23 protein-coding genes and 7 tRNA genes are annotated in these 25787 nt (G+C 54.3%); 24 read left to right on the top strand and 6 right to left on the bottom strand.

Annotated elements, in window-relative coordinates; all coding sequences use genetic code 11:
- Positions 1 to 25: 25 nt before the first annotated feature.
- From ybfE to fur, 3 genes are all read left to right on the top strand, one after another.
- The gene (ybfE, locus tag BFV67_RS05920) at positions 26 to 313 is read left to right on the top strand and encodes a LexA regulated protein (protein WP_069597993.1); all 288 of its coding nucleotides are present in this window, start codon (positions 26 to 28) and stop codon (positions 311 to 313) included.
- 155 nt (positions 314 to 468) lie between these two features.
- Positions 469 to 999, top strand: a complete 531-nt coding sequence (gene fldA, locus BFV67_RS05915; protein ID WP_008501067.1) for a flavodoxin FldA — start codon at positions 469 to 471, stop codon at positions 997 to 999.
- A gap of 291 nt (positions 1000 to 1290) precedes the next feature.
- Positions 1291 to 1737, top strand: a complete 447-nt coding sequence (gene fur / locus BFV67_RS05910) for a ferric iron uptake transcriptional regulator (protein ID WP_008501066.1) — start codon at positions 1291 to 1293, stop codon at positions 1735 to 1737.
- Between the two features lie 91 nt (positions 1738 to 1828).
- Here fur and chiQ read toward each other — a convergent pair whose 3' ends face one another.
- From chiQ to nagE, 4 genes are all read right to left on the bottom strand, one after another.
- Entirely contained in the window at positions 1829 to 2155 is a 327-nt protein-coding gene (gene chiQ / locus BFV67_RS05905) for a ChiQ/YbfN family lipoprotein (RefSeq protein ID WP_025912725.1), read from the bottom strand.
- A 47-nt stretch (positions 2156 to 2202) separates the two neighbouring features.
- Positions 2203 to 3600, bottom strand: coding sequence for a chitoporin ChiP (gene chiP / locus BFV67_RS05900; RefSeq protein WP_023293022.1), 1398 nt, complete (start codon positions 3598 to 3600; stop codon positions 2203 to 2205).
- Positions 3601 to 4046: 446 nt separating this feature from the next.
- Positions 4047 to 5714 carry a glutamine--tRNA ligase gene (gene glnS, locus BFV67_RS05895; RefSeq protein WP_021242997.1) on the bottom strand — a complete coding sequence of 556 codons (1668 nt, stop codon included), beginning with the start codon at positions 5712 to 5714 and terminating at the stop codon, positions 4047 to 4049.
- A gap of 179 nt (positions 5715 to 5893) precedes the next feature.
- Entirely contained in the window at positions 5894 to 7846 is a 1953-nt protein-coding gene (nagE, locus tag BFV67_RS05890) for a PTS N-acetyl glucosamine transporter subunit IIABC (RefSeq protein ID WP_069597992.1), read from the bottom strand.
- 326 nt (positions 7847 to 8172) lie between these two features.
- Here nagE and nagB point away from each other — a divergent pair, with 326 nt between their 5' ends.
- The 5 genes from nagB to asnB all read left to right on the top strand — a co-directional run bounded on the left by nagB (position 8173) and on the right by asnB (position 14118).
- Complete coding sequence (gene nagB / locus BFV67_RS05885) at positions 8173 to 8973, top strand: glucosamine-6-phosphate deaminase (protein ID WP_008501061.1); 801 nt, start codon at positions 8173 to 8175, stop codon at positions 8971 to 8973.
- Between the two features lie 55 nt (positions 8974 to 9028).
- Positions 9029 to 10177 (top strand): N-acetylglucosamine-6-phosphate deacetylase, encoded by a 1149-nt coding sequence (gene nagA / locus BFV67_RS05880; protein ID WP_008501059.1) that lies wholly within the window; start codon positions 9029 to 9031, stop codon positions 10175 to 10177.
- A gap of 8 nt (positions 10178 to 10185) precedes the next feature.
- Positions 10186 to 11406 carry a DNA-binding transcriptional regulator NagC gene (gene nagC, locus BFV67_RS05875; RefSeq protein WP_021242995.1) on the top strand — a complete coding sequence of 407 codons (1221 nt, stop codon included), beginning with the start codon at positions 10186 to 10188 and terminating at the stop codon, positions 11404 to 11406.
- A 45-nt stretch (positions 11407 to 11451) separates the two neighbouring features.
- The gene (nagD, locus tag BFV67_RS05870) at positions 11452 to 12204 is read left to right on the top strand and encodes a ribonucleotide monophosphatase NagD (protein WP_008501057.1); all 753 of its coding nucleotides are present in this window, start codon (positions 11452 to 11454) and stop codon (positions 12202 to 12204) included.
- Positions 12205 to 12453: 249 nt separating this feature from the next.
- The gene (gene asnB, locus BFV67_RS05865) at positions 12454 to 14118 is read left to right on the top strand and encodes an asparagine synthase B (protein ID WP_021242994.1); all 1665 of its coding nucleotides are present in this window, start codon (positions 12454 to 12456) and stop codon (positions 14116 to 14118) included.
- Here the strand turns inward: asnB and BFV67_RS24130 are convergent.
- Positions 14109 to 14303 (bottom strand): hypothetical protein, encoded by a 195-nt coding sequence (locus tag BFV67_RS24130; RefSeq protein ID WP_119312017.1) that lies wholly within the window; start codon positions 14301 to 14303, stop codon positions 14109 to 14111. The two genes, asnB and BFV67_RS24130, sit on opposite strands and share 10 nt — an antisense overlap.
- A 42-nt stretch (positions 14304 to 14345) precedes the next feature.
- On the opposite strand from BFV67_RS24130, the gene BFV67_RS05860 reads away from it, so the two are divergent.
- From BFV67_RS05860 to BFV67_RS05830, 7 genes are all read left to right on the top strand, one after another.
- Positions 14346 to 14422 (top strand) — tRNA-Met (locus BFV67_RS05860).
- A gap of 9 nt (positions 14423 to 14431) precedes the next feature.
- Positions 14432 to 14516 (top strand) — tRNA-Leu (locus BFV67_RS05855).
- A gap of 23 nt (positions 14517 to 14539) precedes the next feature.
- Positions 14540 to 14614 (top strand) — tRNA-Gln (locus BFV67_RS05850).
- A gap of 32 nt (positions 14615 to 14646) precedes the next feature.
- Positions 14647 to 14721: transfer RNA gene (locus tag BFV67_RS05845), tRNA-Gln, on the top strand.
- A gap of 17 nt (positions 14722 to 14738) precedes the next feature.
- A tRNA-Met gene (locus tag BFV67_RS05840) sits at positions 14739 to 14815 on the top strand.
- Between the two features lie 42 nt (positions 14816 to 14857).
- A tRNA-Gln gene (locus BFV67_RS05835) sits at positions 14858 to 14932 on the top strand.
- 36 nt (positions 14933 to 14968) lie between these two features.
- Positions 14969 to 15043 (top strand) — tRNA-Gln (locus BFV67_RS05830).
- Between the two features lie 104 nt (positions 15044 to 15147).
- On the opposite strand, the gene ubiF is transcribed toward BFV67_RS05830, so the two are convergent.
- Positions 15148 to 16323 carry a 3-demethoxyubiquinol 3-hydroxylase gene (gene ubiF / locus BFV67_RS05825; protein ID WP_069597991.1) on the bottom strand — a complete coding sequence of 392 codons (1176 nt, stop codon included), beginning with the start codon at positions 16321 to 16323 and terminating at the stop codon, positions 15148 to 15150.
- 135 nt (positions 16324 to 16458) lie between these two features.
- Here ubiF and miaB point away from each other — a divergent pair, with 135 nt between their 5' ends.
- The 9 genes from miaB to BFV67_RS05780 all read left to right on the top strand — a co-directional run bounded on the left by miaB (position 16459) and on the right by BFV67_RS05780 (position 25670).
- Positions 16459 to 17883: a tRNA (N6-isopentenyl adenosine(37)-C2)-methylthiotransferase MiaB gene (gene miaB / locus BFV67_RS05820; protein WP_028012350.1), complete on the top strand. Its 1425-nt coding sequence runs from the start codon at positions 16459 to 16461 to the stop codon at positions 17881 to 17883.
- Positions 17884 to 18046: 163 nt separating this feature from the next.
- The gene (locus BFV67_RS05815) at positions 18047 to 19093 is read left to right on the top strand and encodes a PhoH family protein (protein ID WP_008501053.1); all 1047 of its coding nucleotides are present in this window, start codon (positions 18047 to 18049) and stop codon (positions 19091 to 19093) included.
- Positions 19090 to 19557, top strand: coding sequence for an rRNA maturation RNase YbeY (gene ybeY, locus BFV67_RS05810; RefSeq protein ID WP_008501052.1), 468 nt, complete (start codon positions 19090 to 19092; stop codon positions 19555 to 19557). Before BFV67_RS05815 ends, ybeY begins: the two co-directional genes overlap by 4 nt.
- 89 nt (positions 19558 to 19646) lie before the next feature.
- Positions 19647 to 20525 carry a CNNM family magnesium/cobalt transport protein CorC gene (gene corC / locus BFV67_RS05805; RefSeq protein ID WP_021242574.1) on the top strand — a complete coding sequence of 293 codons (879 nt, stop codon included), beginning with the start codon at positions 19647 to 19649 and terminating at the stop codon, positions 20523 to 20525.
- Positions 20526 to 20530: 5 nt separating this feature from the next.
- Complete coding sequence (gene lnt, locus BFV67_RS05800) at positions 20531 to 22069, top strand: apolipoprotein N-acyltransferase (protein ID WP_069597990.1); 1539 nt, start codon at positions 20531 to 20533, stop codon at positions 22067 to 22069.
- 400 nt (positions 22070 to 22469) lie between these two features.
- Entirely contained in the window at positions 22470 to 23375 is a 906-nt protein-coding gene (locus tag BFV67_RS05795; RefSeq protein WP_045335480.1) for an amino acid ABC transporter substrate-binding protein, read from the top strand.
- 155 nt (positions 23376 to 23530) lie between these two features.
- Positions 23531 to 24271, top strand: coding sequence for a glutamate/aspartate ABC transporter permease GltJ (gene gltJ / locus BFV67_RS05790; protein ID WP_008501048.1), 741 nt, complete (start codon positions 23531 to 23533; stop codon positions 24269 to 24271).
- Positions 24271 to 24948 (top strand): glutamate/aspartate ABC transporter permease GltK, encoded by a 678-nt coding sequence (gene gltK / locus BFV67_RS05785; RefSeq protein WP_069597989.1) that lies wholly within the window; start codon positions 24271 to 24273, stop codon positions 24946 to 24948. Before gltJ ends, gltK begins: the two co-directional genes overlap by 1 nt.
- Positions 24945 to 25670, top strand: coding sequence for an amino acid ABC transporter ATP-binding protein (locus BFV67_RS05780; RefSeq protein WP_014883001.1), 726 nt, complete (start codon positions 24945 to 24947; stop codon positions 25668 to 25670). Before gltK ends, BFV67_RS05780 begins: the two co-directional genes overlap by 4 nt.
- Positions 25671 to 25787: the final 117 nt, after the last annotated feature.

Genomic DNA, 25787 nt, shown 5'->3' with positions numbered 1-25787 from the left:
GTGTTTCCCCCGAAGTCTCAGAATCATGGCCAAAGAACAAACGGACCGTACGACACTAGATCTGTTCGCGAATGAGCGTCGCCCGGGACGACCGAAGACGAATCCGCTTTCGCGCGATGAACAGCTGCGTATCAATAAACGCAATCAGCTTAAACGCGATAAAAATCGTGGGCTTAAGCGTGTCGAACTGAAGCTCAACGCCGACGCGGTCGATGCGCTTAACGAGCTGGCCGACGCGCGAAATATTAGCCGCAGCGAGCTCATTGAAGAGATGTTGATCGCCCAGCTTGAGTTGCTGCGCAGCCAGGCATAAGTCTGAAAATTCCCTTAATTACCCTTTTCATGTAGCACAGAGTGCAGTCCTGCGCGATAGCTGTTTCCGCAGGGTTGCCAGTTCTGCTATTATTGCCCTTATCCGTGGCCGAATTGCGCCACCATACTATTAAGTTTCAAGAGGTTATTTTACTCATGGCAATCATCGGCATTTTCTTTGGCAGTGATACCGGCAATACCGAAAATATCGCGAAAAACATTCAAAAACAGCTCGGTAAAGACGTTGCTGATGTGCATGACATCGCCAAGAGCAGCAAAGAAGATCTCGAAGGCTATGACATTCTGCTGCTGGGTATTCCGACCTGGTACTACGGCGAAGCCCAGTGCGACTGGGATGATTTCTTCCCGACGCTGGAAGAAGTGGACTTCAACGGTAAGCTGGTTGCCCTGTTTGGCTGTGGCGACCAGGAAGACTACGCCGAGTACTTCTGTGACGCGCTGGGTACCATCCGCGACATCATTGAGCCGAATGGCGCTGTGATCGTCGGCCACTGGCCAACCGCCGGTTACCACTTCGAAGCGTCCAAAGGTCTGGCCGATGACGATCACTTCGTGGGTCTGGCCATCGACGAAGACCGTCAGCCAGAACTGACTGCAGAGCGCGTCGAGAAATGGGTTAAGCAGATCCGTGAAGAACTGCACCTGGACGATATTCTCAACGCCTGATTTTTATCGCGGCGCAACGGCGGTTGCGCCCGCGCACCAGGTCAAACCGATTAAATTAATTGCTACAATCTTTTAACTTTTTCGCCCAGACCTGTACAATGTCTCCCTGATAAAATGTGGTTTTCCACCGAGCAAGTTTGTTGGTGATACCCCATTTTTATAAGCATATTTTGCCTGAGACTTGCAGTTTTCATTTAGCCATGGCAGTTCTATAATGAGACGCATTATCCCGGGTGCATTTTCTGTCACTTCCTACAGAAGTGAATCGTTTAGCAACAGGACAGATTCCGCATGACTGACAACAATACCGCATTAAAGAAGGCTGGCCTGAAAGTTACGCTTCCTCGGTTAAAAATCCTCGAAGTGCTTCAGGGTCCAGACAATCACCATGTCAGTGCGGAAGACCTTTATAAACGTCTTATCGACATGGGTGAAGAGATTGGGCTGGCTACCGTCTATCGCGTGCTGAACCAGTTTGATGACGCGGGCATTGTCACCCGTCATAATTTCGAAGGTGGTAAATCTGTCTTCGAACTGACCCAGCAGCAGCACCACGATCACCTGATCTGCCTCGACTGTGGCAAGGTCATTGAATTTAGCGATGACTCTATCGAAGCGCGCCAGCGTGAAATCGCCGCGCGTCACGGCATCCGTCTGACCAACCACAGCCTGTACCTTTATGGTCACTGCGCTGAAGGCGATTGCCGCGAAAATGAACATGCGCATGACGCAAAATAAGTGAGTGTTCATACTCTGAGCCAGCCGTAAGGTTGGCTTTTTTTTGCCAGAAAAAAGCCCGGTGGCACTGTGCCACCGGGCGTAAAGCAACTTATTTATTGTTATTGCGTATCTCGTTCCAGATCTTATCGCAACGCTTCGCCACTTCCTGATCGTTACCGGTTTTACGTGCCTGGATACAGGCCTGGTAATCCATCACGCGGACATTCTCCTGCGTCGCGAACTGCTCGTGCGCTTTCTCTTTCTTCAGCACGTTCAGCACGCTCTGGCAGGCTTCAATTTTCTCCGGCGAACCTTCTGCAGTATTAATGCAGGCGCTGTAGGCCTCCTTGAGACGGGAGTCCTCTTTCGGTGCCTGAGTCTGGGCACACGCCACCAGCCCCGATGCCAACAGCGCGACGATTACGATTTTTTTCATCATTTGCAGTCTCCGGTCCGACGGGATCTAACCCGCCGGACGATTCATCAGAAGATGGTGAACGGTGCGATAACCATGAATTTCACGTCACGTTCATCCTGGAAGATGTTGCCGTAACCGCCCGCGTAGCTCGGGATATCGGAGTGGTTGTCGTACTGGGTGAAGTGCAGTTTGAACATCGTGCCTTTCGCGCGGCCATCCTGCAGGGTATAGATAGCATCCAGGCTGTAGGAAGACTCTTTCAGGCGATAGTTTGGATCGTAATAAGCATCCGGTGTTGCCATGTCGGCAGGTTTTGCATCCCAGGCGTAAGCGTAAGAAGCGCCCACGGCCCAGCCCGGCAGGTTCCAGTTTTTCAGGTCATACATCGCGCCGAAGAAGACCGCTTTCTCACCGTCGGCGTTGAAGTCGGAGCGGTTATCCCACCAGATATCAAGACGACCGTTGGAGGAAGCATAGGTCGGGGTCATACGCTGCAGGAAGTAGCCCTGCTGCCCTTCCGCTTTCACCCATGTGCCTTCCAGACGCAAATCAACCTGACCGACCTTGTAGCCGAAGGTTAACGCCTGCAGCCACGCGGTGCCGTCGTAGATATCATTGACGCCACCGTTACTGACTTTGTCGCGCGTACCGTAGAACTGGTAGCTGGTACTCAGCGGGCTACCCGCAATATCAAACTTATAGCTGGCCTTGGCAAAGTATTGATCGATATACCCTTGCGCCTGGCCGAATGCCGCTTCGAGAACCAGATCGTTTTTGAAGTCGTATTTCGCACCCAGCGAGTGGAGGTAATCGACTTTGGTTTTCTTATCGTTCTGGTAGAACTTGTCCATTTCAATGTGCCACGGTGCTTTGTACTCGTTGGTCCACATATAGGAGAAGCTCAGCGCACCTGCGTCACCGTAGTCAAAGTTAGCCCCGGCTTCTGCACCCTGATAGGTACCCGGCATAAAGCTCCAGTGTGGGGCTAACAGCGTCTGGCCGGTTGGCTGAATATAGCCCCCACGCGCCCAGACCGGGCCGTATTTGAATTTCGCTGCGGCTTTGTAGAGGCTGATACCGCTCTTATCCCCGGACCAGTCTTCATCATAGGCTTTGTTGCTGGAGGAGAAGGCGATTTCGTTCGGGTGGCCGCTGTCGCCGTTTTCCGCCATTTCGATCGCGGTGAACGCGGCGATATCCAGACCGAACATATCCGCGGCGTAGCCTGACTGGAAGTCCAGGTTGGCGTTCCAGGTGGAGTGCGAGAGGTTGGTTTTGTATTTATCTTCAGTGACGTCTTTACGGTCACGCTCACGCTGCCAGTAATAAATACCGCCCGTGAGGGTGGAATCTTCGATGAAACCCGCTGCTTTTGCCTCTGGCGCAATCACCAGGCCCGACATTGCTGTCACACCGGCAATAGCCAGCGCCAGCGCACTACGTTTGCCACTGAACGTACGCATAGATTATTCCTCTTTGACGAATTAAAACGCCTGAAACGGCGTAAATAAAAAAGACCAAATGGTCAGGGGTAGTGTTAAATACCCTCGAATTAACTACCGTCTTTAGGTTATTTTTCGCGACGCGAATTATCAATGCTTTTCAGCGGGCAAAAGTCAGGATTATGACGAAGTGCACATAATTGGTAGTGCTTTGTAACATTTACAGGAAGGCGAGGAATGACGGGAAATTCTCAGCTATTTCAGTGTCCAGGCGTGGGATCGGTTTCCTTTTTTATAACCCTTTTGAATTTCGTAATGACACAAACTTTTTTTAAAAAAATAAGTAGCACCTCATTGACCTGTTATTTTCATGACGCCACTTTAACCCCTGGCTTAATACTCTGATCGTTAAATAAAAAAACGCCGCATAATGCGGCGTTTGTTTCTCATTGACCAGAGCAGCAATATTATTCGCCGATCTTCGTCCAGGTATCACGCAGACCCACGGTACGGTTAAATACCGGTTTTTCCGCCGTGCTGTGACGGCTGTCCAGGCAGAAGTAACCTTCACGTTCGAACTGGAACGCTTTGCCTGCTTCAGCCGCTTTCAGAGAAGGCTCCGCATAACCCTGCTTGATCACCAAAGATTCCGGGTTAATGGTCGCCAGGAAGTCTTCCGCCGCACCTGGGTTAGGCACGCTGAACAGGCGATCGTACAGACGAATCTCTACCGGCAGCGCGTGGGATGCGCTCACCCAGTGGATAACGCCTTTCACCTTGCGGCCATCCGCCGGATCTTTACTCAACGTTTCAGCGTCATAAGAACAGAAGATGGTGGTGATATTCCCTTCCGCATCTTTTTCTACGCGCTCGGCTTTGATGACGTAAGCATTACGCAGACGCACTTCTTTACCCAGCACCAGACGCTTGTACTGCTTGTTAGCTTCTTCGCGGAAGTCAGCGCGGTCAATCCAGATCTCGCCGCTGAACGGCACGTCACGGCTTCCCATTTCCGGTTTGTTCGGATGGTTAGGCATGGAGACCAGCTCGCTCTCGCCCTGCGGATAGTTTTCGATGACCAGCTTCACCGGATCGATAACGGCCATCGCGCGCGGGGCATTTTCATTGAGGTCTTCACGAATGCAGGATTCCAGAGACGCCATCTCAATGGTGTTGTCCTGCTTGGTCACGCCGATACGCTTGCAGAACTCACGGATTGACGCCGCGGTGTAGCCACGGCGGCGCAGACCCGAGATGGTTGGCATACGCGGGTCGTCCCAGCCCTCAACGTGCTTGTCGGTGACCAGCAGGTTCAGCTTACGCTTGGACATCACGGTGTATTCCAGATTCAGACGAGAGAACTCGTACTGACGCGGATGCACAGGAATGGTGATGTTATCCAGCACCCAGTCGTACAGACGACGGTTGTCCTGGAACTCCAGCGTACACAGCGAGTGGGTGATGCCTTCCAGCGCATCGCTAATGCAGTGGGTGAAGTCGTACATCGGGTAGATGCACCACTTGTTGCCGGTCTGGTGGTGTTCCGCAAATTTAATGCGGTACAGCACCGGGTCGCGCATCACGATGAACGGAGACGCCATATCGATTTTGGCACGCAGGCACGCTTTGCCCTCTTCGAAGCCACCGGCACGCATTTTTTCAAACAGCGCCAGGTTCTCTTCCACGCTGCGATCGCGGAACGGGCTGTTTTTACCCGGTGCGGTCAGCGTACCGCGGTACTCACGGATCTCATCTGCAGACAGTTCGTCTACATACGCCAGACCTTTGTTGATGAGCTCTACCGCGTAGGCATACAGCTGATCAAAATAGTCAGAGGAGTAGCAGATATCGCCAGACCAGTTGAAGCCCAGCCATTGCACGTCGTTTTTGATGGACTCAACGTATTCGATGTCTTCTTTTACTGGGTTGGTGTCATCGAAACGCAGGTTGCACTGTCCCTGGTAGTCTTGCGCAATGCCAAAGTTCAGGCAGATGGACTTCGCATGCCCGATATGCAGGTAGCCATTCGGCTCCGGCGGGAAACGGGTATGAATTGTGGTGTGCTTACCACTGGCCAGATCTTCATCGATGATCTGACGAATAAAGTTACTCGGGCGGGCTTCTGCCTCACTCATCGTGGATTCCTCAAAGCGTAAACAACGTATAACGGCATATGATCTTATAAGCCGGACGTAGTGACAACCCTTAGTTACGGAAAATACGTATCAGATGAAAATAATGGGGGCATTTGCTGCAAAAAAAAGCGGCGGAGGATATCCCCCGCCGCTTAAGGCATGACTCTACTCAGGAGCGATTACTTGCCTTTAATCTCATACAGTGGGGTTTGACCCGCAACAACCTGACCTTTCGCCTGGATGACCAGACCGCTGTAGTCGTCAATGTTGCTGCAAACCACCGGGCTAATCATGGAACGCGCGTTGGCATTCAGGAAGTCCAGATCCATTTCCAGAATCGGCTGCCCGGCCACCACTTCAGCGCCCTCTTCCACCAGGCGAGTAAAGCCCTGACCATTCAGCGCAACGGTATCGATACCCATGTGGACAACGATCTCCGCACCCTTTTCGGTTTCGAGGCAGAACGCGTGGTTGGTGTTGAAGATTTTCACGATGGTACCGGTAGCAGGAGACACCACGGTTTTATCCGTTGGTTTCACCGCCACACCGTCACCGACCGCTTTGCTGGCGAACGCTTCATCAGGTACCTGCTCAAGGTCAACCACGTCACCCGTTACCGGAGAGACCAGCGCGGCCACCGTCACGGCGTTAGGCACGGCCTGCGGCTTCGCTACCGGGGCAGCCGTCGACGCAGGTGCGCTGTCGGCTGATGCTGCCGCAACCGGACCGCGGGCAACCACTTTCTTCATTTCGTCACCGATGGATTCCGCTTTGGCACCCACGATAACCTGGATAGTTTGTTTGTTCAGTTTAACCACGCCCGATGCGCCAAGGCGTTTACACATTGCGTCGCTGACGCGCGCAGAGTCACCCACCGTCAGACGCAGACGGGTGATGCAGGCATCAATGGCTTTCAGGTTGTCAGTCCCCCCGACTGCAGCGATATAGCTGGTCGCCAGCTGGGTCAGACCCTCTTCGGTGTTGCTGTTGGCTTCGTTGGTGACCACTTCGTCTTTGGTGTCTTCGCGGCCCGGCGTTTTGAGGTTAAACATACGAATAACCGCAGTGAACAGCACGAAGTAGATGACGAAGAAGACCAGACCCATTACCACCAGCATCCAGACGTTCTTGCTTGCCGCCGGCAGGTTGTACATCAACACGTAGTCGATCGCGCCTGCAGAGAAGGAGAAGCCAGCATGGATACCCAGCAGGGTCGCCACAAACAGGCTGATACCGGTCAGGACCGCATGCATGAGGTACAGCACCGGCGCCAGGAACATGAACAGGAATTCCAGCGGCTCGGTTACGCCGGTCAGGAACGCGGTAATCGCAACGGACAGCAGCATGCCGCCAACCATTGGGCGACGCGCTTTTGGCGCAGCCAGGTACATTGCCAGCGCAGCGCCCGGCAGACCAAACATCATGATTGGGAAGAAGCCAGACATGAACATGCCTGCGGTGCCGTCACCCGCGTAGAAGCGGTTGATGTCGCCGTGGAATACGGTGCCCGCAGCATTGGTGAACTCACCAATCTGGAACCATGCGATAGTGTTCAGCACCTGATGCAGACCGGTTGGGATCAGCAGACGGTTGATGAAACCAAAGATACCTGAGCCAAGTGCACCCGCTGATACAATCCACTCACCACCCGCATGGATCGCATGCTGTACCGGTGGCCAGACGTAGCCAAAGATAGCGGCCAGAACCAGACAGAAGAAACCTGTCGCGATCGGCACGAAACGTTTGCCGCCAAAGAAACTCAGGAAGTCTGGCAGCTTAATGTTTGCCCAGCGGTTGTACACAGCACCACCGACCAGACCGGTAATGATACCTGCCAGCACGCCCATGTTGATTTCTGGGTTAATGGTTACCATCGCTTTCGTCAGGATGAAATAACCGACTGCCCCTGCCAGCGCTGCGGCACCCGCGCTGTCTTTTGACCAGCTAGAGGCAACACCGATGGCGAAAATCAGCGCCAGGTTGTCAAAAATGGCACCGCCAGCCTGAGCAATAAACGGTACGTTAAGAAGATCGGGTTGCCCGAATCGCAGCAGCAGCGCTGCAACCGGTAGCACGGCGATAGGGAGCTGCAAAGCCCTACCGAGGCGCTGGAAAAAACCTAAAATATTCATCCTATTCCCCCTACGAGACCCTTTTTCAGGCTCGCGCATAAACTATGTTTTTATTGTGTCACGAACGATAGATACCGTTGATAATTCACTGGCAGTCTGAGTGTGTGAAAAATTAATTCGTATCGCAAATTAAACACCTATTTTTTGTGATTTTTGTCACCAAATATCGTATTCAGCCCTCCCTTACACTGGCTAACAGTGAAAACTTATTTTATCATTCAAAAAATCAAGACGGATTGATCCGGCCTGAAAGTTTCCAGGTTACGCTTTAGTATCAGGTTCCGAAGCCATCCGCCCACTCTTCTACTTAAACTTTGAGGTGAACAATGAGACTGATTCCCCTGGCAACTGCAGAACAAGTTGGTAAATGGGCCGCTCGCCATATCGTAAACCGCATTAACGCGTTCAAACCGACCGCCGATCGTCCTTTCGTTCTGGGCCTTCCGACCGGCGGCACACCGCTGACCGCTTACAAGGCGCTGGTTGAGATGCATAAAGCAGGCCAGGTTAGCTTCAAACATGTTGTGACCTTCAATATGGATGAATACGTTGGCTTACCGAAAGACCACCCGGAAAGCTACCATAGCTTTATGCACCGCAATTTCTTTGATCACGTTGATATCCCAGCTGAAAATATTAACCTGCTGAATGGAAACGCGCCGGATATTGACGCAGAATGCCGTCAGTATGAAGAAAAAATCCGTTCCTACGGTAAAATCCACCTGTTCATGGGTGGTGTAGGTAATGATGGTCATATCGCGTTTAACGAACCGGCGTCCTCTCTGGCTTCCCGTACCCGTATTAAAACGCTGACCCATGACACGCGCGTGGCAAACTCCCGCTTCTTTGACGGTGACGTGAACCAGGTTCCAAAATACGCCCTGACCGTAGGCGTAGGCACCCTGCTGGATGCTGAAGAAGTGATGATTCTGGTGCTGGGCGGCGTGAAAGCGCAGGCGCTCCAGGCTGCTGTTGAAGGCAACGTTAACCATATGTGGACCATCAGCTGTCTGCAGCTGCATCCTAAATCCGTCATCGTCTGCGACGAACCGTCCACGATGGAGCTGAAGGTTAAAACGCTGAAATACTTCAACGAGTTAGAAGCCGAGAACATCAAAGGTCTGTAATTGAATAACCGCCTCTTTATCAAGAGGCGGCCGCTTTTTTTAACCGGGGGTCGTTATGTACGCTTTAACCCACGGTCGGATTTATACCGGCCATGAAATTCTGGATGACCACGCGATTGTTATCGCGAATGGCCTGATTGAACGTGTTTGCCCGCTGGCAGAACTGCCGCCGGAGATTGAACAGCGCTCACTCAATGGAGCAGTAATCTCCCCCGGTTTCATCGACGTACAGCTCAACGGCTGCGGCGGTGTGCAATTCAATGATACCGCCGATGCGGTAACGGTCGAAACGCTGGAGATCATGCAGAAAGCCAACGAGAAATCGGGCTGCACCAGCTATCTGCCAACGCTCATCACCAGCAGTGATGACCTGATGAAGCAGGGTATCCGCGTGATGCGCGAATACCTGGCCAAACATCCGAATCAGGCGCTCGGTCTGCACCTGGAAGGGCCATGGCTGAACATGGTCAAGAAAGGAACGCATAACCCGGACTACGTGCGTAAACCTGATGCGGAGCTGGTTGACTACATGTGTGCCAACGCCGATGTGATCACCAAGGTGACGCTGGCACCGGAAATGACCGGCACGGACGTCATCAGCAAGCTGGCCGCCGCCGGAATTGTGGTTTCAGCGGGCCACTCAAATGCCACGCTGAAAGAAGCGAAAGCCGGTTTCCGTGCGGGCATTACCTTTGCGACGCACCTGTATAACGCCATGCCATACATCACAGGTCGTGAACCGGGTCTGGTTGGCGCGATTCTGGATGAGCCAGACGTTTACTGCGGCATTATCGCGGACGGCTTACACGTTGATTACACCAACATTCGCAACGCCAAGCGGCTGAAAGGTGACAAGCTCTGCCTGGTAACGGACGCTACCGCACCGGCAGGTGCAAATATTGAGCAGTTCATTTTTGCCGGTAAAACAATATACTACCGCAATGGACTGTGTGTGGATGAAAACGGTACGCTGAGCGGTTCCTCTTTGACCATGATTGAAGGGGTGCGTAACCTGGTTGAGCATTGCGGGATTGCGCTTGATGAAGTCCTGCGCATGGCCACCCTTTATCCTGCGCGCGCTATCGGCGTGGATAAACAGCTTGGCGGAATTGCACCAGGTATGGTTGCAAACCTGACGGCATTCACACACGATTATAAAATTATTAAGACCATCGTTAATGGTAACGAGGTCGTCACTGAGTAAGTAAAAGTATGACACCTGGCGGACAAGCTCAAATCGGTAATGTCGATCTCGTTAAACAGCTTAACAGCGCGGCGGTATATCGCCTGATTGACCAACACGGGCCAATCTCACGTATTCAGATAGCCGAACAAAGCCAGCTTGCTCCCGCCAGCGTGACAAAAATTACCCGCCAGCTCATTGAGCGCGGTTTGATCAAAGAAGTCGATCAGCAGGCCTCCACCGGGGGCCGCCGCGCTATCTCCATTATTACCGAAACCCGCAATTTTCAGGCAATTGGCGTCCGTCTGGGCCGTCATGACACCACGCTCACGCTGTACGATCTGAGCAGCAAAGCCATTGCGGAAGAGCACTATCCCCTTCCGGAACGCACCCAGGAGACGCTGGAGCATGCGCTGCTGAATACCATCGCACAGTTTATTGAAAGCTGTCAGCGCAAGATCCGCGAACTCATCGCCATCTCGGTGATTCTGCCCGGTCTGGTCGACCCGGAAAGCGGCGTGATCCGCTATATGCCGCACATTCAGGTTGAAAACTGGGGGCTGGTCGACGCGCTGGAAAAGCGCTTTAAAGTGACCTGCTTTGTGGGCCACGATATTCGCTCTCTGGCGCTGGCAGAGCACTACTTTGGTGCGAGCCAGGACTGTGAAGACTCTATTCTGGTGCGCGTTCACCGCGGTACGGGCGCAGGCATTATCTCTAACGGCCGAATTTTTATCGGTCGCAACGGTAACGTCGGTGAGATCGGCCACATTCAGGTTGAACCGCTCGGGGAGCGCTGCCACTGCGGCAACTTTGGCTGCCTTGAAACCATTGCCGCCAACACCGCCATCGAGCAGCGCGTTCGCCATCTGCTTGAACAGGGTTACCAAAGCCGCGTCACGCTGGACGACTGCAAGATAGGCACCATCTGCAAAGCCGCTAATAAAGGCGACGCGCTGGCCTGTGAAGTGATCGAGCAGGTGGGGCGCCATCTGGGGAAAACCATCGCCATCGCCATTAACCTGTTTAACCCACAAAAAGTGGTGATCGCCGGTGAAATTGTGGAGGCGGAAAAGGTGCTGCTCCCCGCGATTGAAGGCTGTATTAACACCCAGGCGCTGAAAGCATTCCGCCAGAATCTTCCGGTGGTTCGTTCAAAGCTTGACCATCGTTCGGCGATTGGCGCGTTCGCGCTGGTCAAACGCGCCATGCTCAACGGAATTCTGCTGCAGCATTTGCTGGAAAGTTGATCGGACCTTATAGTAACGCCTTCTTTTTTTGATGTCGGACTGTCCATGACCATTAAGAATGTAATTTGTGATATCGACGGCGTGCTGATGCACGACAACGTTGCCGTGCCGGGTGCTGCGGAGTTTCTTCACCGCATCATCGACAAAGGAATGCCTCTGGTTCTTCTCACGAACTACCCTTCTCAGACCGGTCAGGATCTGGCAAACCGCTTTGCCACGGCGGGAGTCGACGTCCCGGACAGCGTGTTTTATACCTCGGCGATGGCCACGGCGGATTTTCTGAAGCGTCAGGAAGGAAAAAAAGCCTATGTGGTCGGTGAAGGCGCGCTGATCCATGAGCTGTATAAAGCGGGCTTTACCATCACCGACGTCAACCCGGACTTTGTGATTGTAGGTGAAACGCGTTCCTACAACTGGGAGATGATGCATAAGGCATCCTTCTTTGTGGCTAACGGCGCGCGCTTTATTGCGACCAACCCGGATACCCACGGTCGCGGTTTTTATCCGGCCTGCGGCGCGCTGTGTGCCGGTATCGAGAAGATCTCCGGGCGCAAGCCGTTCTATGTCGGCAAGCCCAGCCCGTGGATCATTCGCGCCGCGCTCAACAAGATGCAGGCCCACTCTGAAGAGACCGTGATTGTCGGCGACAACCTGCGCACCGATATTCTGGCCGGTTTCCAGGCCGGTCTGGAGACGATTCTGGTGCTCTCTGGGGTCTCTCAGCTTGATGACATTGACTCAATGCCGTTCCGCCCAAGCTGGATTTACCCCTCCGTCGATGAAATTGACATCATCTGATACCAAACCACGCCTCAGGGCGTGGTTTTTTATTTTCTCACCTGCAAAACACGACTACATCTAACGAAAAAGCACTTTCATTGCATAATCCTCAATAAAAGCGCTAATCACATACGCGTTTTTCACCGATCCGCAACCGCCATTGCACTATTTCCGTTTTCACCCGTAAAACGCTTGCGCGCCCTGCCCCTTTGCGGCATTTTCATAAGCAAGCAACATTACAAAGCAACAGGGTTAACGGAGAAGGTTATGTGTTCAATTTTTGGCGTACTGGATATTAAAACTGACGCGGGCGAACTGCGTAAAAAGGCACTCGAACTGTCCCGCCTGATGCGCCATCGCGGCCCGGACTGGTCAGGCGTTTACGCCAGTGACAAAGCAATTCTGGCTCACGAACGTCTGTCTATTGTTGACGTCAACGCCGGTGCACAGCCGCTGTATAACGAGAAAAAAACGCACGCGCTGGCTGTCAACGGTGAGATCTATAACCACCAGGCGCTGCGCGCCGAGTACGGCGACCGCTACGCGTTCCAGACCGGGTCCGACTGTGAAGTGATCCTGGCGCTGTATCAGGAGAAAGGTCCCGAGTTTCTGGACGACCTGCAGGGTATGTTTGCCTTCGCCCTGTACGACAGCGAAAAAGACGCCTACCTGATTGGCCGCGACCACATCGGTATTATCCCGCTGTACATGGGCCACGATGAACACGGCAACTTCTACGTTGCGTCTGAAATGAAAGCCCTGGTGCCGGTCTGCCGCACCATCAAAGAGTTCCCGGCAGGCAGTTACCTGTGGAGTAAAGACGGCGAGATCCGTCCGTACTACCAGCGCGACTGGTTCGACTACGACGCGGTAAAAGACAACGTGACGGACAAAGCCGAGCTGCGTCAGGCGCTGGAAGATTCCGTGAAAAGCCACCTGATGTCAGACGTACCTTACGGCGTGCTGCTCTCCGGCGGTCTGGACTCCTCCGTGATCTCTGCGATCACCAAGAAATTTGCGGCTCGTCGCGTGGAAGATCAGGAGCGCTCAGAAGCCTGGTGGCCACAGCTGCACTCCTTTGCCGTGGGCCTGGAAGGCGCGCCGGATCTGAAAGCCGCGCAGGAAGTGGCAAACCACCTCGGCACCGTGCACCATGAAATTCACTTCACCGTGCAGGAAGGCCTGGATGCGATCCGCGATGTGATCTATCACATTGAAACCTATGACGTAACGACAATTCGCGCCTCCACGCCGATGTACCTGATGTCGCGTAAGATCAAGGCGATGGGCATCAAAATGGTGCTCTCCGGTGAAGGTTCTGACGAAGTGTTTGGCGGCTACCTGTACTTCCACAAAGCGCCAAATGCCAAAGAGCTGCACGAAGAGACCGTGCGTAAACTCCAGGCGCTGCATATGTTTGACTGCGCGCGTGCCAACAAAGCGATGTCGGCATGGGGTGTCGAAGCGCGTGTACCGTTCCTGGATAAGAAATTCCTCGACGTGGCGATGCGCATCAACCCGCAGGATAAAATGTGCGGCAACGGTAAAATGGAAAAACATATCCTGCGTGAATGTTTTGAATCCTACCTGCCGGCGAGCGTAGCATGGCGTCAGAAAGAGCAGTTCTCCGATGGCGTAGGCTACAGCTGGATCGACACCCTGAAAGAGGTGGCGGCGAAACAGGTTTCTGACCAACAGCTGGAAACCGCAAGCTTCCGCTTCCCGTACAACACGCCGGGCTCGAAAGAAGCGTACCTCTACCGTGAAATTTTTGAAGAACTGTTCCCGGTACCGAGCGCTGCAGAGTGTGTGCCGGGTGGTCCATCCGTCGCCTGCTCGTCTGCCAAAGCGATTGAATGGGATGAATCGTTCAAATCCATGAACGATCCGTCAGGACGTGCGGTAGGCGTTCACCAGTCAGCCTACAAATAATCACGCATTTCATCATCAGGCCCTGCGGGGCCTGATTTTTTTTGCCCCGCTTTTGCACAGCTAAAACCGATTAATAACCAATAATTGCCGAATATTCGGTCACGCTGTTCGCAACCTAACCAAACAGTCACATTCCGGCTATTTTCGTTGAAAAAGGTGTTGACGCTGCAAGGGTCTATACGCATAATGCGCCCCGCAACGCCGATAAGGTAACGCGAAAAAAAGATGGCTACGTAGCTCAGTTGGTTAGAGCACATCACTCATAATGATGGGGTCACAGGTTCGAATCCCGTCGTAGCCACCATCTTTTTTTGCGGGAGTGGCGAAATTGGTAGACGCACCAGATTTAGGTTCTGGCGCCGCAAGGTGTGCGAGTTCAAGTCTCGCCTCCCGCACCATTCCCGGGTAAGCGTTGCACGGATGGGGTATCGCCAAGCGGTAAGGCACCGGTTTTTGATACCGGCATTCCCTGGTTCGAATCCAGGTACCCCAGCCATATTTCTTCGATTTTGCGGTTCTCCGCGGTATTGGGGTATCGCCAAGCGGTAAGGCACCGGTTTTTGATACCGGCATTCCCTGGTTCGAATCCAGGTACCCCAGCCATCGAAGATTGCAGTACTGGCTACGTAGCTCAGTTGGTTAGAGCACATCACTCATAATGATGGGGTCACAGGTTCGAATCCCGTCGTAGCCACCAAATTGAGATTATCGATCGATTTCGGTAATGAGAAAAAATTGTTGGGGTATCGCCAAGCGGTAAGGCACCGGATTCTGATTCCGGCATTCCGAGGTTCGAATCCTCGTACCCCAGCCAATTTACAAAGTCGTTAAGCAGCTTGTTTAACGCAATTGGGGTGTCGCCAAGCGGTAAGGCTCTGGTTTCTGATACCAGCATTCCGGGGTTCGAATCCCTGCACCCCAGCCACTTAAAACAAAAAAGCCCGCTCTGCGGGCTTTTTTGTTTTTGTACAGAATTGTGCGGCCTGATGCCCTAACCCTGGCCCTCTCCCACGGGGAGAGGGAAAAAGTTTAGAGTCCGAGAGCGTACTTCAGGGCCTGACGCTTCAGGCCACCGGCGCGTTCCGCTGCCATCAGGCCTATGTTACGCAGAATACGCACCGGGGCTACGTCATTGCTAAACCCGGCATAGAACAGATCCATTCCCGACTGCATGAGGAAGTTATCCGCCATACGCCGCGTCTGATAACGCTTCAGCACCTGATGGCTGGCCCAGTTTTCCGCGTGTCCGCGGGCGTTGCCCAGCACATCCAGCAGGGCATCGACGTCACGATACCCCAGGTTCACGCCCTGCCCGGCCAGCGGATGAATGGTATGTGCCGCATCCCCCACCAGCGCTAAGCCTGCGCGGGCATACTGCAACGCATGACGACGCGTGAGCGGGAACGCCCCGGCGGCGACCGGCGTGACGTGCCCCAGACGGCTCGGGAAGTGCAGCAGGATCTCGCGCTGCAGCTGTTCCATGTTCATCCCCTGCAGCTGACGAATGCGCGCCGGTTTGTCGTACCACACCAGCGACGCCCAGTTATCAAACAGCGGTAAAAAGGCATGCGGGCCGTTCGGCGTAAAGTGCTGCCAGGTGCTTTCACCCGGCGCATTCTCGCACTCGGCGGTAATCAGCATACAGGACTGTTCATACTGCCAGGCATGAACCCCGATCCCCGCCATCTGTCTGACCTGCGAGTTAGCGCCGTCCGCCCCGATGACCAGCTTCACGGCCAGCTCATCGCCGCTGTCGAGCGTCAGTAGATAGCCGCTCCCGTGAGGATGCAGCGCCTTAAGCGACGCAGGCACGCGCAGCGTCACCTTCGGATGCGCCTCCAGCGCCTGCCAGAGCGCCCGCTGGAGCACGTTGTTTTCCACCATATACCCCAGGCGCGGCAGCTTCAGCTCTGCGGCATCAAACGCGACGTGGGCATTTTCCCACTCCCAGGTTTCGAGGCGGCTGTAAGGGTGCGCGCGCATCGCCTGCACTGCCTCCCAGACGCCCAGCCCGCGCAGCAGATCGACGGATGCCGCGCTGATCGCAGAAATGCGCACGTCCGGTTTGCTGGTGGGATCGTAGGCTGGCGGAGCCGCCTGTTCGATTACCGTTACCTCAAATCCCTGCTGTGCCAGCCCCAGCGCCAGCGCGCCGCCGACCATACCGCCGCCGACAACGGCAACTTCGGTGTGTTGGAGTGTCATGGTCAATTTTCCTTATTGGAGAATCCCTTAAGTTTACCGGATTTTTGCGGTCCTGAGACACATAACCTTCATACTGGTCACAACCCCACCAAAGCATTACAATACGCGGCTTGCAATCCTGAGCTGAGCAAGTCGATGACTAAAAAACTCCATATAAAAACCTGGGGCTGTCAGATGAACGAATACGATTCATCCAAGATGGCCGATCTGCTGGATACCACCCACGGATACCAGCTGACTGAAAATGCGAAAGAAGCCGATGTGCTGCTGCTGAACACCTGTTCAATTCGTGAAAAAGCGCAGGAAAAAGTCTTTCACGTGTTAGGCCGCTGGAAACTTCTCAAACGAAAAAATCCGGACCTGATCATCGGCGTGGGCGGCTGCGTCGCGTCGCAGGAAGGCAAGCTGATCCGCCAGAGAGCGCCGTATGTGGACATTGTCTTTGGCCCTCAGACCCTGCACCGTCTGCCTGAGATGATCAATCAGGTTCGTGGCAACCGTAGCCCGGTCGTTGACGTCAGCTTCCCGGAAATCGAAAAATTTGACCGTCTGCCTGAGCCACGTGCCGATGGCCCGACCGCCTTCGTCTCCATCATGGAAGGCTGCAACAAATACTGCACGTACTGCGTGGTGCCGTACACCCGTGGTGAAGAGGTCAGCCGCCCGGCAGATGACATTCTGTTTGAAATCGCGCAGCTTGCCGCGCAGGGTGTGCGCGAAGTGAACCTGCTGGGCCAGAACGTTAACGCCTGGCGCGGTGAGAACTACGACGGCACGACCGGCAGCTTTGCCGAGCTGCTGCGTCTGGTGGCCGCGATTGACGGCATCGACCGCATTCGCTTTACCACCAGCCATCCGATGGAATTTACCGACGACATTATTGACGTCTATCGCGATACGCCAGAGCTGGTGAGCTTCCTGCACCTGCCGATCCAGTGCGGCTCTGACCGCGTGCTGAACCTGATGGGCCGTCCCCATACGGTGCTGGAGTATAAATCCACCATCCGTAAGCTGCGTGAAGCGCGTCCGGATATCCAGATTAGCTCTGACTTTATCGTCGGCTTCCCTGGCGAAACCGCTGATGACTTCGAGCGCACCATGAAGCTCATCGGCGAAGTGAACTTTGACGTCAGCTACAGCTTCATCTTCTCCGCGCGTCCTGGAACACCGGCGGCCGATATGGTTGACGATGTACCGGAAGAAGAGAAAAAGCAGCGTCTGTATATTCTGCAGGAGCGCATCAACCAGCAGGCTAACGCCTGGAGCCGCCGCATGCTCGGTACCGTACAGCGCATTCTGGTGGAAGGCACTTCCCGCAAGAGCATTATGGAACTCTCTGGTCGTACGGAAAATAACCGCGTGGTGAACTTTGAAGGCACCCCGGATATGATCGGTAAATTTGTGGACGTCGAGATTGTCGAAGTGCTGACCAACTCGCTGCGCGCGAAAGTGGTCCGCACCGAAGACGAAATGGGCCTGCGTATCGCAGAGTCACCGGAATCCGTGATCTCGCGTACCCGCAAAGAAAACGATTCTGGCGTTGGGATTTACCAGCCATAATCCTTCAGGCCTGCCGCTTTGGCAGGCCTTGTATTTCCTCTCATCGCCCCCAATATCTTCCGCAACGCTTGCGCCTTTATTCTGTGGCGTGAATAATTTCGGTAATGACCGTTTTATTGCGCCGTGTGGCAGCGGGTCAGTTAATCAATCAAAGAGGAACAGTTTGAACATAGATACGCGTGAAATTAGCCTTGAGCCAGCAGACAACGCTCGCCTGCTGAGCCTGTGCGGGCCGTTTGATGACAACATCAAACAACTGGAGCGACGTCTGGGTATCGAAATCAATCGTCGCGATAATCATTTCAAACTCACCGGACGCCCTATCTGCGTCAACGCCGCTGCGGACATTCTGCGTAGCCTGTATGTCGACACCTCCCCCATGCGCGGCGAAATTCAGGATATCGAACCGGAGCAGATTCACCTCGCCATTAAAGAGGCGCGCGTGCTTGAGCAGAGCGCGGAGAGCGTGCCGGATTATGGCAAGGCAATCAACATTAAGACCAAGCGTGGCGTCATTAAGCCGCGTACGCCAAACCAGGCGCAGTATATCGCCAATATTCTCGACCACGACATCACCTTCGGCGTGGGGCCGGCGGGTACGGGTAAAACCTATCTGGCCGTTGCCGCGGCGGTCGATGCGCTGGAGCGTCAGGAAATCCGGCGTATCCTGCTGACCCGCCCTGCCGTTGAAGCCGGTGAAAAACTGGGCTTCCTGCCTGGCGATCTGAGCCAGAAGGTCGACCCGTATCTCCGTCCTTTATACGATGCGCTGTTCGAAATGCTGGGCTTTGAGAAGGTCGAGAAGCTCATTGAGCGTAACGTGATCGAAGTGGCCCCGCTCGCCTACATGCGCGGCCGTACGCTGAACGATGCGTTCATCATTCTTGATGAGAGCCAGAACACCACCATCGAACAGATGAAAATGTTCCTGACGCGTATTGGCTTTAACTCGAAAGCGGTGATTACCGGCGACGTCACGCAGATCGATCTGCCGCGCAGCACCAAATCGGGCCTGCGCCACGCCATCGAAGTGCTCGCCGAGGTCGATGAAATCAGCTTTAACTTCTTCCACAGTGAAGACGTGGTACGCCACCCGGTGGTCGCGCGTATCGTTAACGCTTATGAAGCCTGGGAAGAGGCAGATCAGAAGCGTAAGGCCGAACTGGCCGCAGAACGTAAGCGCGAAGCGCAGGAGCAAGAACAGAAATGAGTCAGGTGATCCTCGATTTACAGCTGGCCTGTGAAGACAATTCCGGCATGCCAGATGAGGCACAGTTTCAGAAATGGCTGGATGCCGTTATCCCCCAGTTTCAGGAAGAATCAGAAGTCACGATTCGCCTGGTGGATGAAGCAGAAAGCCATGAGCTTAACCTGACCTATCGCGGGAAAGATAAGCCGACCAACGTGCTCTCTTTCCCGTTCGAAGCCCCGCCGGGCATCGAGATGCCGCTGTTGGGCGATCTGATCATCTGCCGCCAGGTGGTTGAACAGGAAGCCAAAGAGCAGCAGAAACCTCTTGAAGCCCACTGGGCGCACATGGTGGTACACGGCAGCCTGCATCTGCTCGGCTACGATCATATTGAAGACGACGAAGCGGAAGAGATGGAGTCCCTCGAGACAGAGATAATGCTTGCTCTGGGCTATGAGGATCCGTACATTGCCGAGAAAGAATAGTCAGTCACCGGACTGACTCCCCTGCCGCCACGAAAGGACATCGCGTGGCGGTAAACATTGAACTAACAAGAGAACCCTTAACAAACGCCATGAGCGACGACAATTCACACAGTAGCGACACGACAACCAGTAAAAAGGGATTTTTCTCCCTCATTCTGAACCAGCTTTTCCACGGCGAACCGAAAAACCGTGATGAACTGCTGGAGCTGATTCGTGATTCCGGGCAAAACGACCTTATCGACGAAGATACGCGCGAAATGCTCGAAGGGGTTATGGACATCGCCGACCAGCGCGTTCGCGATATCATGATTCCCCGCTCGCAGATGATCACCCTGAAACGTAACCAGACGCTGGACGAGTGTCTCGATGTCATCATCGAATCCGCCCACTCGCGTTTCCCGGTCATCAGCGAAGACAAAGATCACATCGAAGGGATTTTGATGGCGAAAGATCTGCTGCCGTTTATGCGCAGCGATGCCGAAGCCTTCAGCATGGAAAAAGTGTTACGCCAGGCCGTGGTTGTGCCGGAAAGTAAACGTGTGGATCGGATGCTGAAAGAGTTTCGCTCTCAGCGTTACCACATGGCGATTGTTATTGATGAATTTGGTGGCGTCTCCGGTCTGGTCACGATCGAGGATATCCTTGAGCTGATCGTGGGCGAAATCGAAGATGAGTATGACGAAGAAGAGGATATCGACTTCCGTCAGCTCAGCCGCCACACCTGGACCGTGCGGGCGCTGGCCTCTATTGAGGACTTCAACGACGCCTTCGGGACCCACTTCAGCGATGAAGAGGTCGATACCATTGGCGGGCTGGTGATGCAGGCCTTTGGCCACCTCCCGGCGCGCGGAGAGACCGTTGACATCGACGGTTACCAGTTCAAAGTAGCCATGGCCGACAGCCGACGTATTATACAGGTTCACGTCAGAACGCCGGACGACTCACCGGTGCCAAAACTGGAAGATTAATGTAAATGGCATTTGCCCCATTGCTTGAACGCCAGCGCGTCCGTTTGCTGCTGGCGCTGTTACTCGGAGCCAGCGGTACGCTGGCTTTTTCTCCTTACGATATCTGGCCTGCGGCCGTTCTCTCCCTGATGGGGCTTCAGGGTTTGACCCTGAACCGTCGTCCGGTACAGGCTGCCGCTATTGGCTACTTCTGGGGACTGGGGCTGTTTGGCTCAGGGATTAACTGGGTCTACGTCAGCATCGCGCAGTTTGGCGGTATGCCGGGCCCGGTAAACGTCTTCCTGGTGGTACTGCTCGCCGCGTATCTCTCGCTCTATACCGGTCTGTTCGCCGGCATCCTTTCTCGCCTGTGGCCCAAAACCACCTGGCTGCGCGTCGCCATTGCCGCGCCGGTGGTCTGGCAGATCACCGAATTCCTGCGCGGCTGGGTGCTGACCGGCTTCCCGTGGCTGCAGTTCGGCTACAGTCAGATTGACGGCCCGCTGAAAGGCCTGGCGCCGGTCATGGGCGTTGAGGCCATTAACTTCCTGCTGATGGTCGTTAGCGGCCTGCTGGTATTAGCGCTGGTTTCACGATGCTGGAAACCGCTGGCTGTGGCGCTGGTGCTGTTCGCCCTGCCCTTCCCGCTGCGCTATATCCAGTGGTTCACGCCGGAGCCCGCGCGCGCCATGCAGGTCTCCATGGTGCAGGGGAATATCCCGCAGTCGATGAAGTGGGACGAGAAAGAGCTGCTGAATACGCTGAAGATCTACGCCAACGTCACCGAAGAGGTGATGGGTAAATCGCAGCTGATTATCTGGCCGGAGTCTGCTATTCCCGATCTTGAGATCAACCAGCAGCCGTTCCTCAACATGATGAACGACCTGCTGCTCTCGCGTGGCAGTACGCTGATCACCGGGATTGTCGATGCGCGTCTGAATCAGCAGAACCGCTACGACACCTACAACACCATCATTACGCTCGGCAAAGACAGCGAATACAGTTACCACTCCACTGACCGGTACAACAAGAACCACCTGGTGCCGTTTGGTGAATTTGTGCCGCTGGAGTCAATTCTTCGCCCGCTGGCCCCGTTCTTCGATCTGCCGATGTCCTCCTTCAGCCGCGGACCGTACGTTCAGCCTCAGCTGCACGCGCACGGCGCAGCCCTGACGGCGGCCATCTGCTACGAAATTATCTTAGGCGAGCAGGTGCGCGATAACTTCCGCCCGAATACGGACTATTTGCTGACCATCTCTAACGATGCCTGGTTTGGTAAATCAATCGGCCCGTGGCAGCACTTCCAGATGGCACGCATGCGCTCCCTGGAGCTGGCACGTCCCCTGCTGCGCAGCACCAACAACGGCATCACCGCCGTGATTGGTCCGCAGGGTGAAATCCAGGCCATGATCCCGCAGTTCACCCGAGAAGTGCTGACCACCAGCGTCACGCCTACCACCGGGCTGACGCCGTACGCCCGCACCGGCAACTGGCCGCTGTGGATCCTGACCGCGCTGTTCGGCTTTGGCGCGGTGCTGATGAGTCTGCGCCAGCGTCGTCGATAATCCCTCCTCTTCCTGCCGGGTGGCGCTGACGCTTACCCGGCCTACTGTTTCGCTTTTGTAGGTCGGGTAAGCGTCAGCGCCACCCGACAATACTCTCCAGACTTCAATTCTGGCACGCCTATTGCTTTGTTTATTCAGGTAAACGCAGTTTGGCTTACTGTGCAACTTTGTCGCACCAGCGTAGATCATCGGTAGCACCGAAACGGTGCAACGGGAGATATTTGCCTCTGAATGGTGCGGCGTGCTTCGCAAAAATAAACAATAACGCAGCAAAATCTTTACATTAAGCCAGACTAAATGTTAACAAGCTTGCATAACACTGCACTCGCATTGCGCGAGATATAACAACATCACAATGGGTATCAATGCGTCGCTGGCGCTGATAAAAAAGGAGTTGGGTATGCAATTACGTAAACTGGCCACAGCAATGCTGGTTATGGGGATGTCCGCAGGCGTGGTTCACGCTGAAGACGCTCCGGCAGCAGGCAGCACTCTCGACAAGATTGCCAAAAACGGCGTTATCGTGGTCGGCCACCGTGAATCTTCTGTCCCGTTCTCTTACTACGACAACACGCAAAAAGTCGTGGGCTATTCACAGGATTACTCCAACGCCATCGTTGAAGCTGTGAAGAAAAAGCTGAACAAACCTGACCTGCAGGTGAAGCTGATCCCCATCACTTCACAGAACCGTATTCCGCTGCTGCAAAACGGCACCTTTGACTTCGAGTGTGGCTCCACCACCAACAACCTCGAGCGTCAGAAGCAGGCTGCCTTCTCCGACACCATCTTTGTTGTGGGCACCCGCCTGCTGACGAAGAAAGGCGGTGAGATCAAAGACTTCTCTGACCTGAAAGGGAAAGCGGTCGTTGTCACCTCCGGGACCACGTCTGAAGTGCTGCTGCACAAGCTGAACGACGAGAAGAAAATGGATATGCGCATCATCAGCGCGAAAGACCATGGCGACTCCTTCCGTACCCTGGAAAGCGGTCGTGCCGTCGCGTTTATGATGGACGACGCCCTACTGGCAGGCGAGCGTGCGAAAGCGAAGAAACCAGACAACTGGGATATCGTCGGTACCGCGCAGTCGAAAGAAGCCTACGGCTGTATGCTGCGTAAAGACGATCCGCAGTTCAAAAAGCTGATCGATGACACCATCGCCCAGGTGCAGACCTCAGGCGAAGCGGAAAAATGGTTCGACAAATGGTTCAAGAACCCGATTCCACCAAAAAACCTGAACATGAATTTTGAACTGTCAGACGACATGAAAGCGCTGTTCAAATCTCCAAATGACAAGGCTCTTAACTAATTAGAACAACAGGGGCGGGATCTCCTGCCCTCTCGATTGTCGGGAAGCATGGACAGACTATACGTTGAGTGGTCGTTCCCCACTCAGCGCGAAAAATGAGCTTCTCACCAATCTTCGAGGGTAGCGCTGCTACCCTTTTTTTTCTGGAGTTTATTATGTCAATCGACTGGAACTGGGGCATATTCCTGCAACAAGCCCCGTTCGGCAACACCACCTATCTTGGCTGGCTGTGGAGCGGCTTTCAGGTCACCGTGGCATTATCGATAACGGCGTGGATCATCGCGTTTCTTGTCGGTTCTCTGTTCGGTATTCTGCGCACCGTCCCTAACCGTTTTCTTTCAACACTCGGCACCCTGTACGTGGAACTGTTCCGTAACGTTCCGCTGATCGTGCAATTCTTTACCTGGTATCTGGTTATCCCGGAACTGCTGCCGGAAAATATTGGCATGTGGTTCAAGTCGGAACTGGATCCGAATGTGCAGTTCTTTGTCTCCTCCATGATGTGTCTGGGGCTGTTTACCGCTGCGCGCGTTTGCGAGCAGGTGCGTGCCGCCATTCAGTCATTACCCCGCGGACAAAAAAATGCGGGTCTGGCGATGGGGTTAACCCTGCCACAAACCTACCGCTACGTGCTGCTGCCTAACGCCTACCGCGTCATCGTTCCACCAATGACCTCCGAGATGATGAACCTGGTGAAAAACTCGGCCATCGCATCGACCATCGGTCTGGTCGATATGGCCGCGCAGGCGGGCAAGCTGCTGGATTACTCCGCTCACGCGTGGGAATCCTTCACCGCGATCACGCTCGCCTACGTTCTGATTAACGCTTTCATCATGCTGGTGATGAACCTGGTTGAACGCAAAATTCGCCTGCCGGGCAACATGGGGGGCAAATAATGTACGAATTTGACTGGAGTTCTATCGTTCCATCCATGCCTTACCTGCTTGATGGATTGATGATTACCTTAAAAATCACCGTCATTGCCATCATCATCGGTATTGTCTGGGGCACCCTGCTGGCCGTTATGCGCCTGTCGAGCTTTAAGCCGCTCGCCTGGTTTGCAACCGCCTACGTTAACGTGTTCCGTTCCATCCCGCTGGTAATGGTGCTGCTGTGGTTTTACCTGATCGTGCCCGGCTTCCTGCAAAACGTGCTGGGGCTGTCGCCGAAAACCGATATCCGTCTGATCTCGGCGATGGTGGCGTTCTCAATGTTTGAGGCCGCTTACTACTCGGAGATTATCCGTGCAGGCATTCAGAGTATCTCCCGCGGGCAATCCAGCGCCGCGCTGGCGCTGGGGATGACGCACTGGCAGTCCATGCAGCTCATTATTCTGCCGCAGGCGTTTCGCGCCATGGTTCCGCTCCTGCTGACCCAGGGAATTGTGCTGTTCCAGGATACGTCCCTGGTCTACGTGCTGAGCCTGGCAGACTTCTTCCGTACCGCGTCCACCATCGGTGAGCGTGATGGTACGCAGGTTGAGATGGTGCTCTTTGCGGGAGCGGTCTATTTTGTGATTAGTTTAAGCGCGTCGCTGTTGGTCAGCTGGCTGAAGAAAAGGACGGTACAATGATTTCCCTGAAAAATGTTTCTAAATGGTATGGGCACTTTCAGGTGCTGACCGACTGCTCCACCGAAGTGAAAAAAGGCGACGTGGTAGTGGTGTGCGGACCGTCCGGTTCCGGTAAATCGACGCTGATCAAAACCGTCAATGGTCTGGAGCCGGTCCAGCAGGGCGAGATCGTGGTCAACGGTACCAAAGTCAACGACAAGAAAACCAATCTTGCCCAGCTTCGCTCTCACGTTGGCATGGTGTTCCAGCATTTTGAGCTGTTCCCTCACCTCTCCATTATTGAGAACCTGACGCTGGCCCAGGTGAAAGTGCTCAAGCGTGATAAAAAAGCGTCGCGCGAGAAAGGCCTGAAGCTCCTGGAACGCGTTGGCCTCTCTGCGCATGCCGATAAGTTCCCGGCGCAGCTTTCTGGCGGCCAGCAGCAGCGTGTGGCGATCGCCCGTGCGCTGTGCATGGATCCGGTTGCCATGCTGTTTGACGAGCCCACATCGGCGCTCGATCCGGAGATGATCAACGAAGTGCTGGACGTGATGGTCGAACTGGCGCACGAAGGGATGACCATGATGGTGGTGACCCACGAAATGGGCTTCGCCCGTAAGGTGGCCAACCGCGTGATCTTCATGGACGAAGGGAAAATTGTTGAAGATTCCCCGAAAGAGGAGTTCTTCGCCAACCCGAAATCGGAACGTGCGAAAGATTTCCTCGCGAAAATCCTGCACTAATCTTCTCGGTGCGCAATCTGCGGATTGCGCACTGCCTCACGCTTTCGCTCACTTCTTCTCGTCCGTGCCCCATTGCAGCGTTAACCTTGTCACAAAATAACGCTATGAATGGAGAAC

The organism is Enterobacter roggenkampii (assembly GCF_001729805.1).
GTDB lineage: Bacteria > Pseudomonadota > Gammaproteobacteria > Enterobacterales > Enterobacteriaceae > Enterobacter > Enterobacter roggenkampii.
This window is presented reverse-complemented; position numbering and strand designations above follow the sequence as displayed.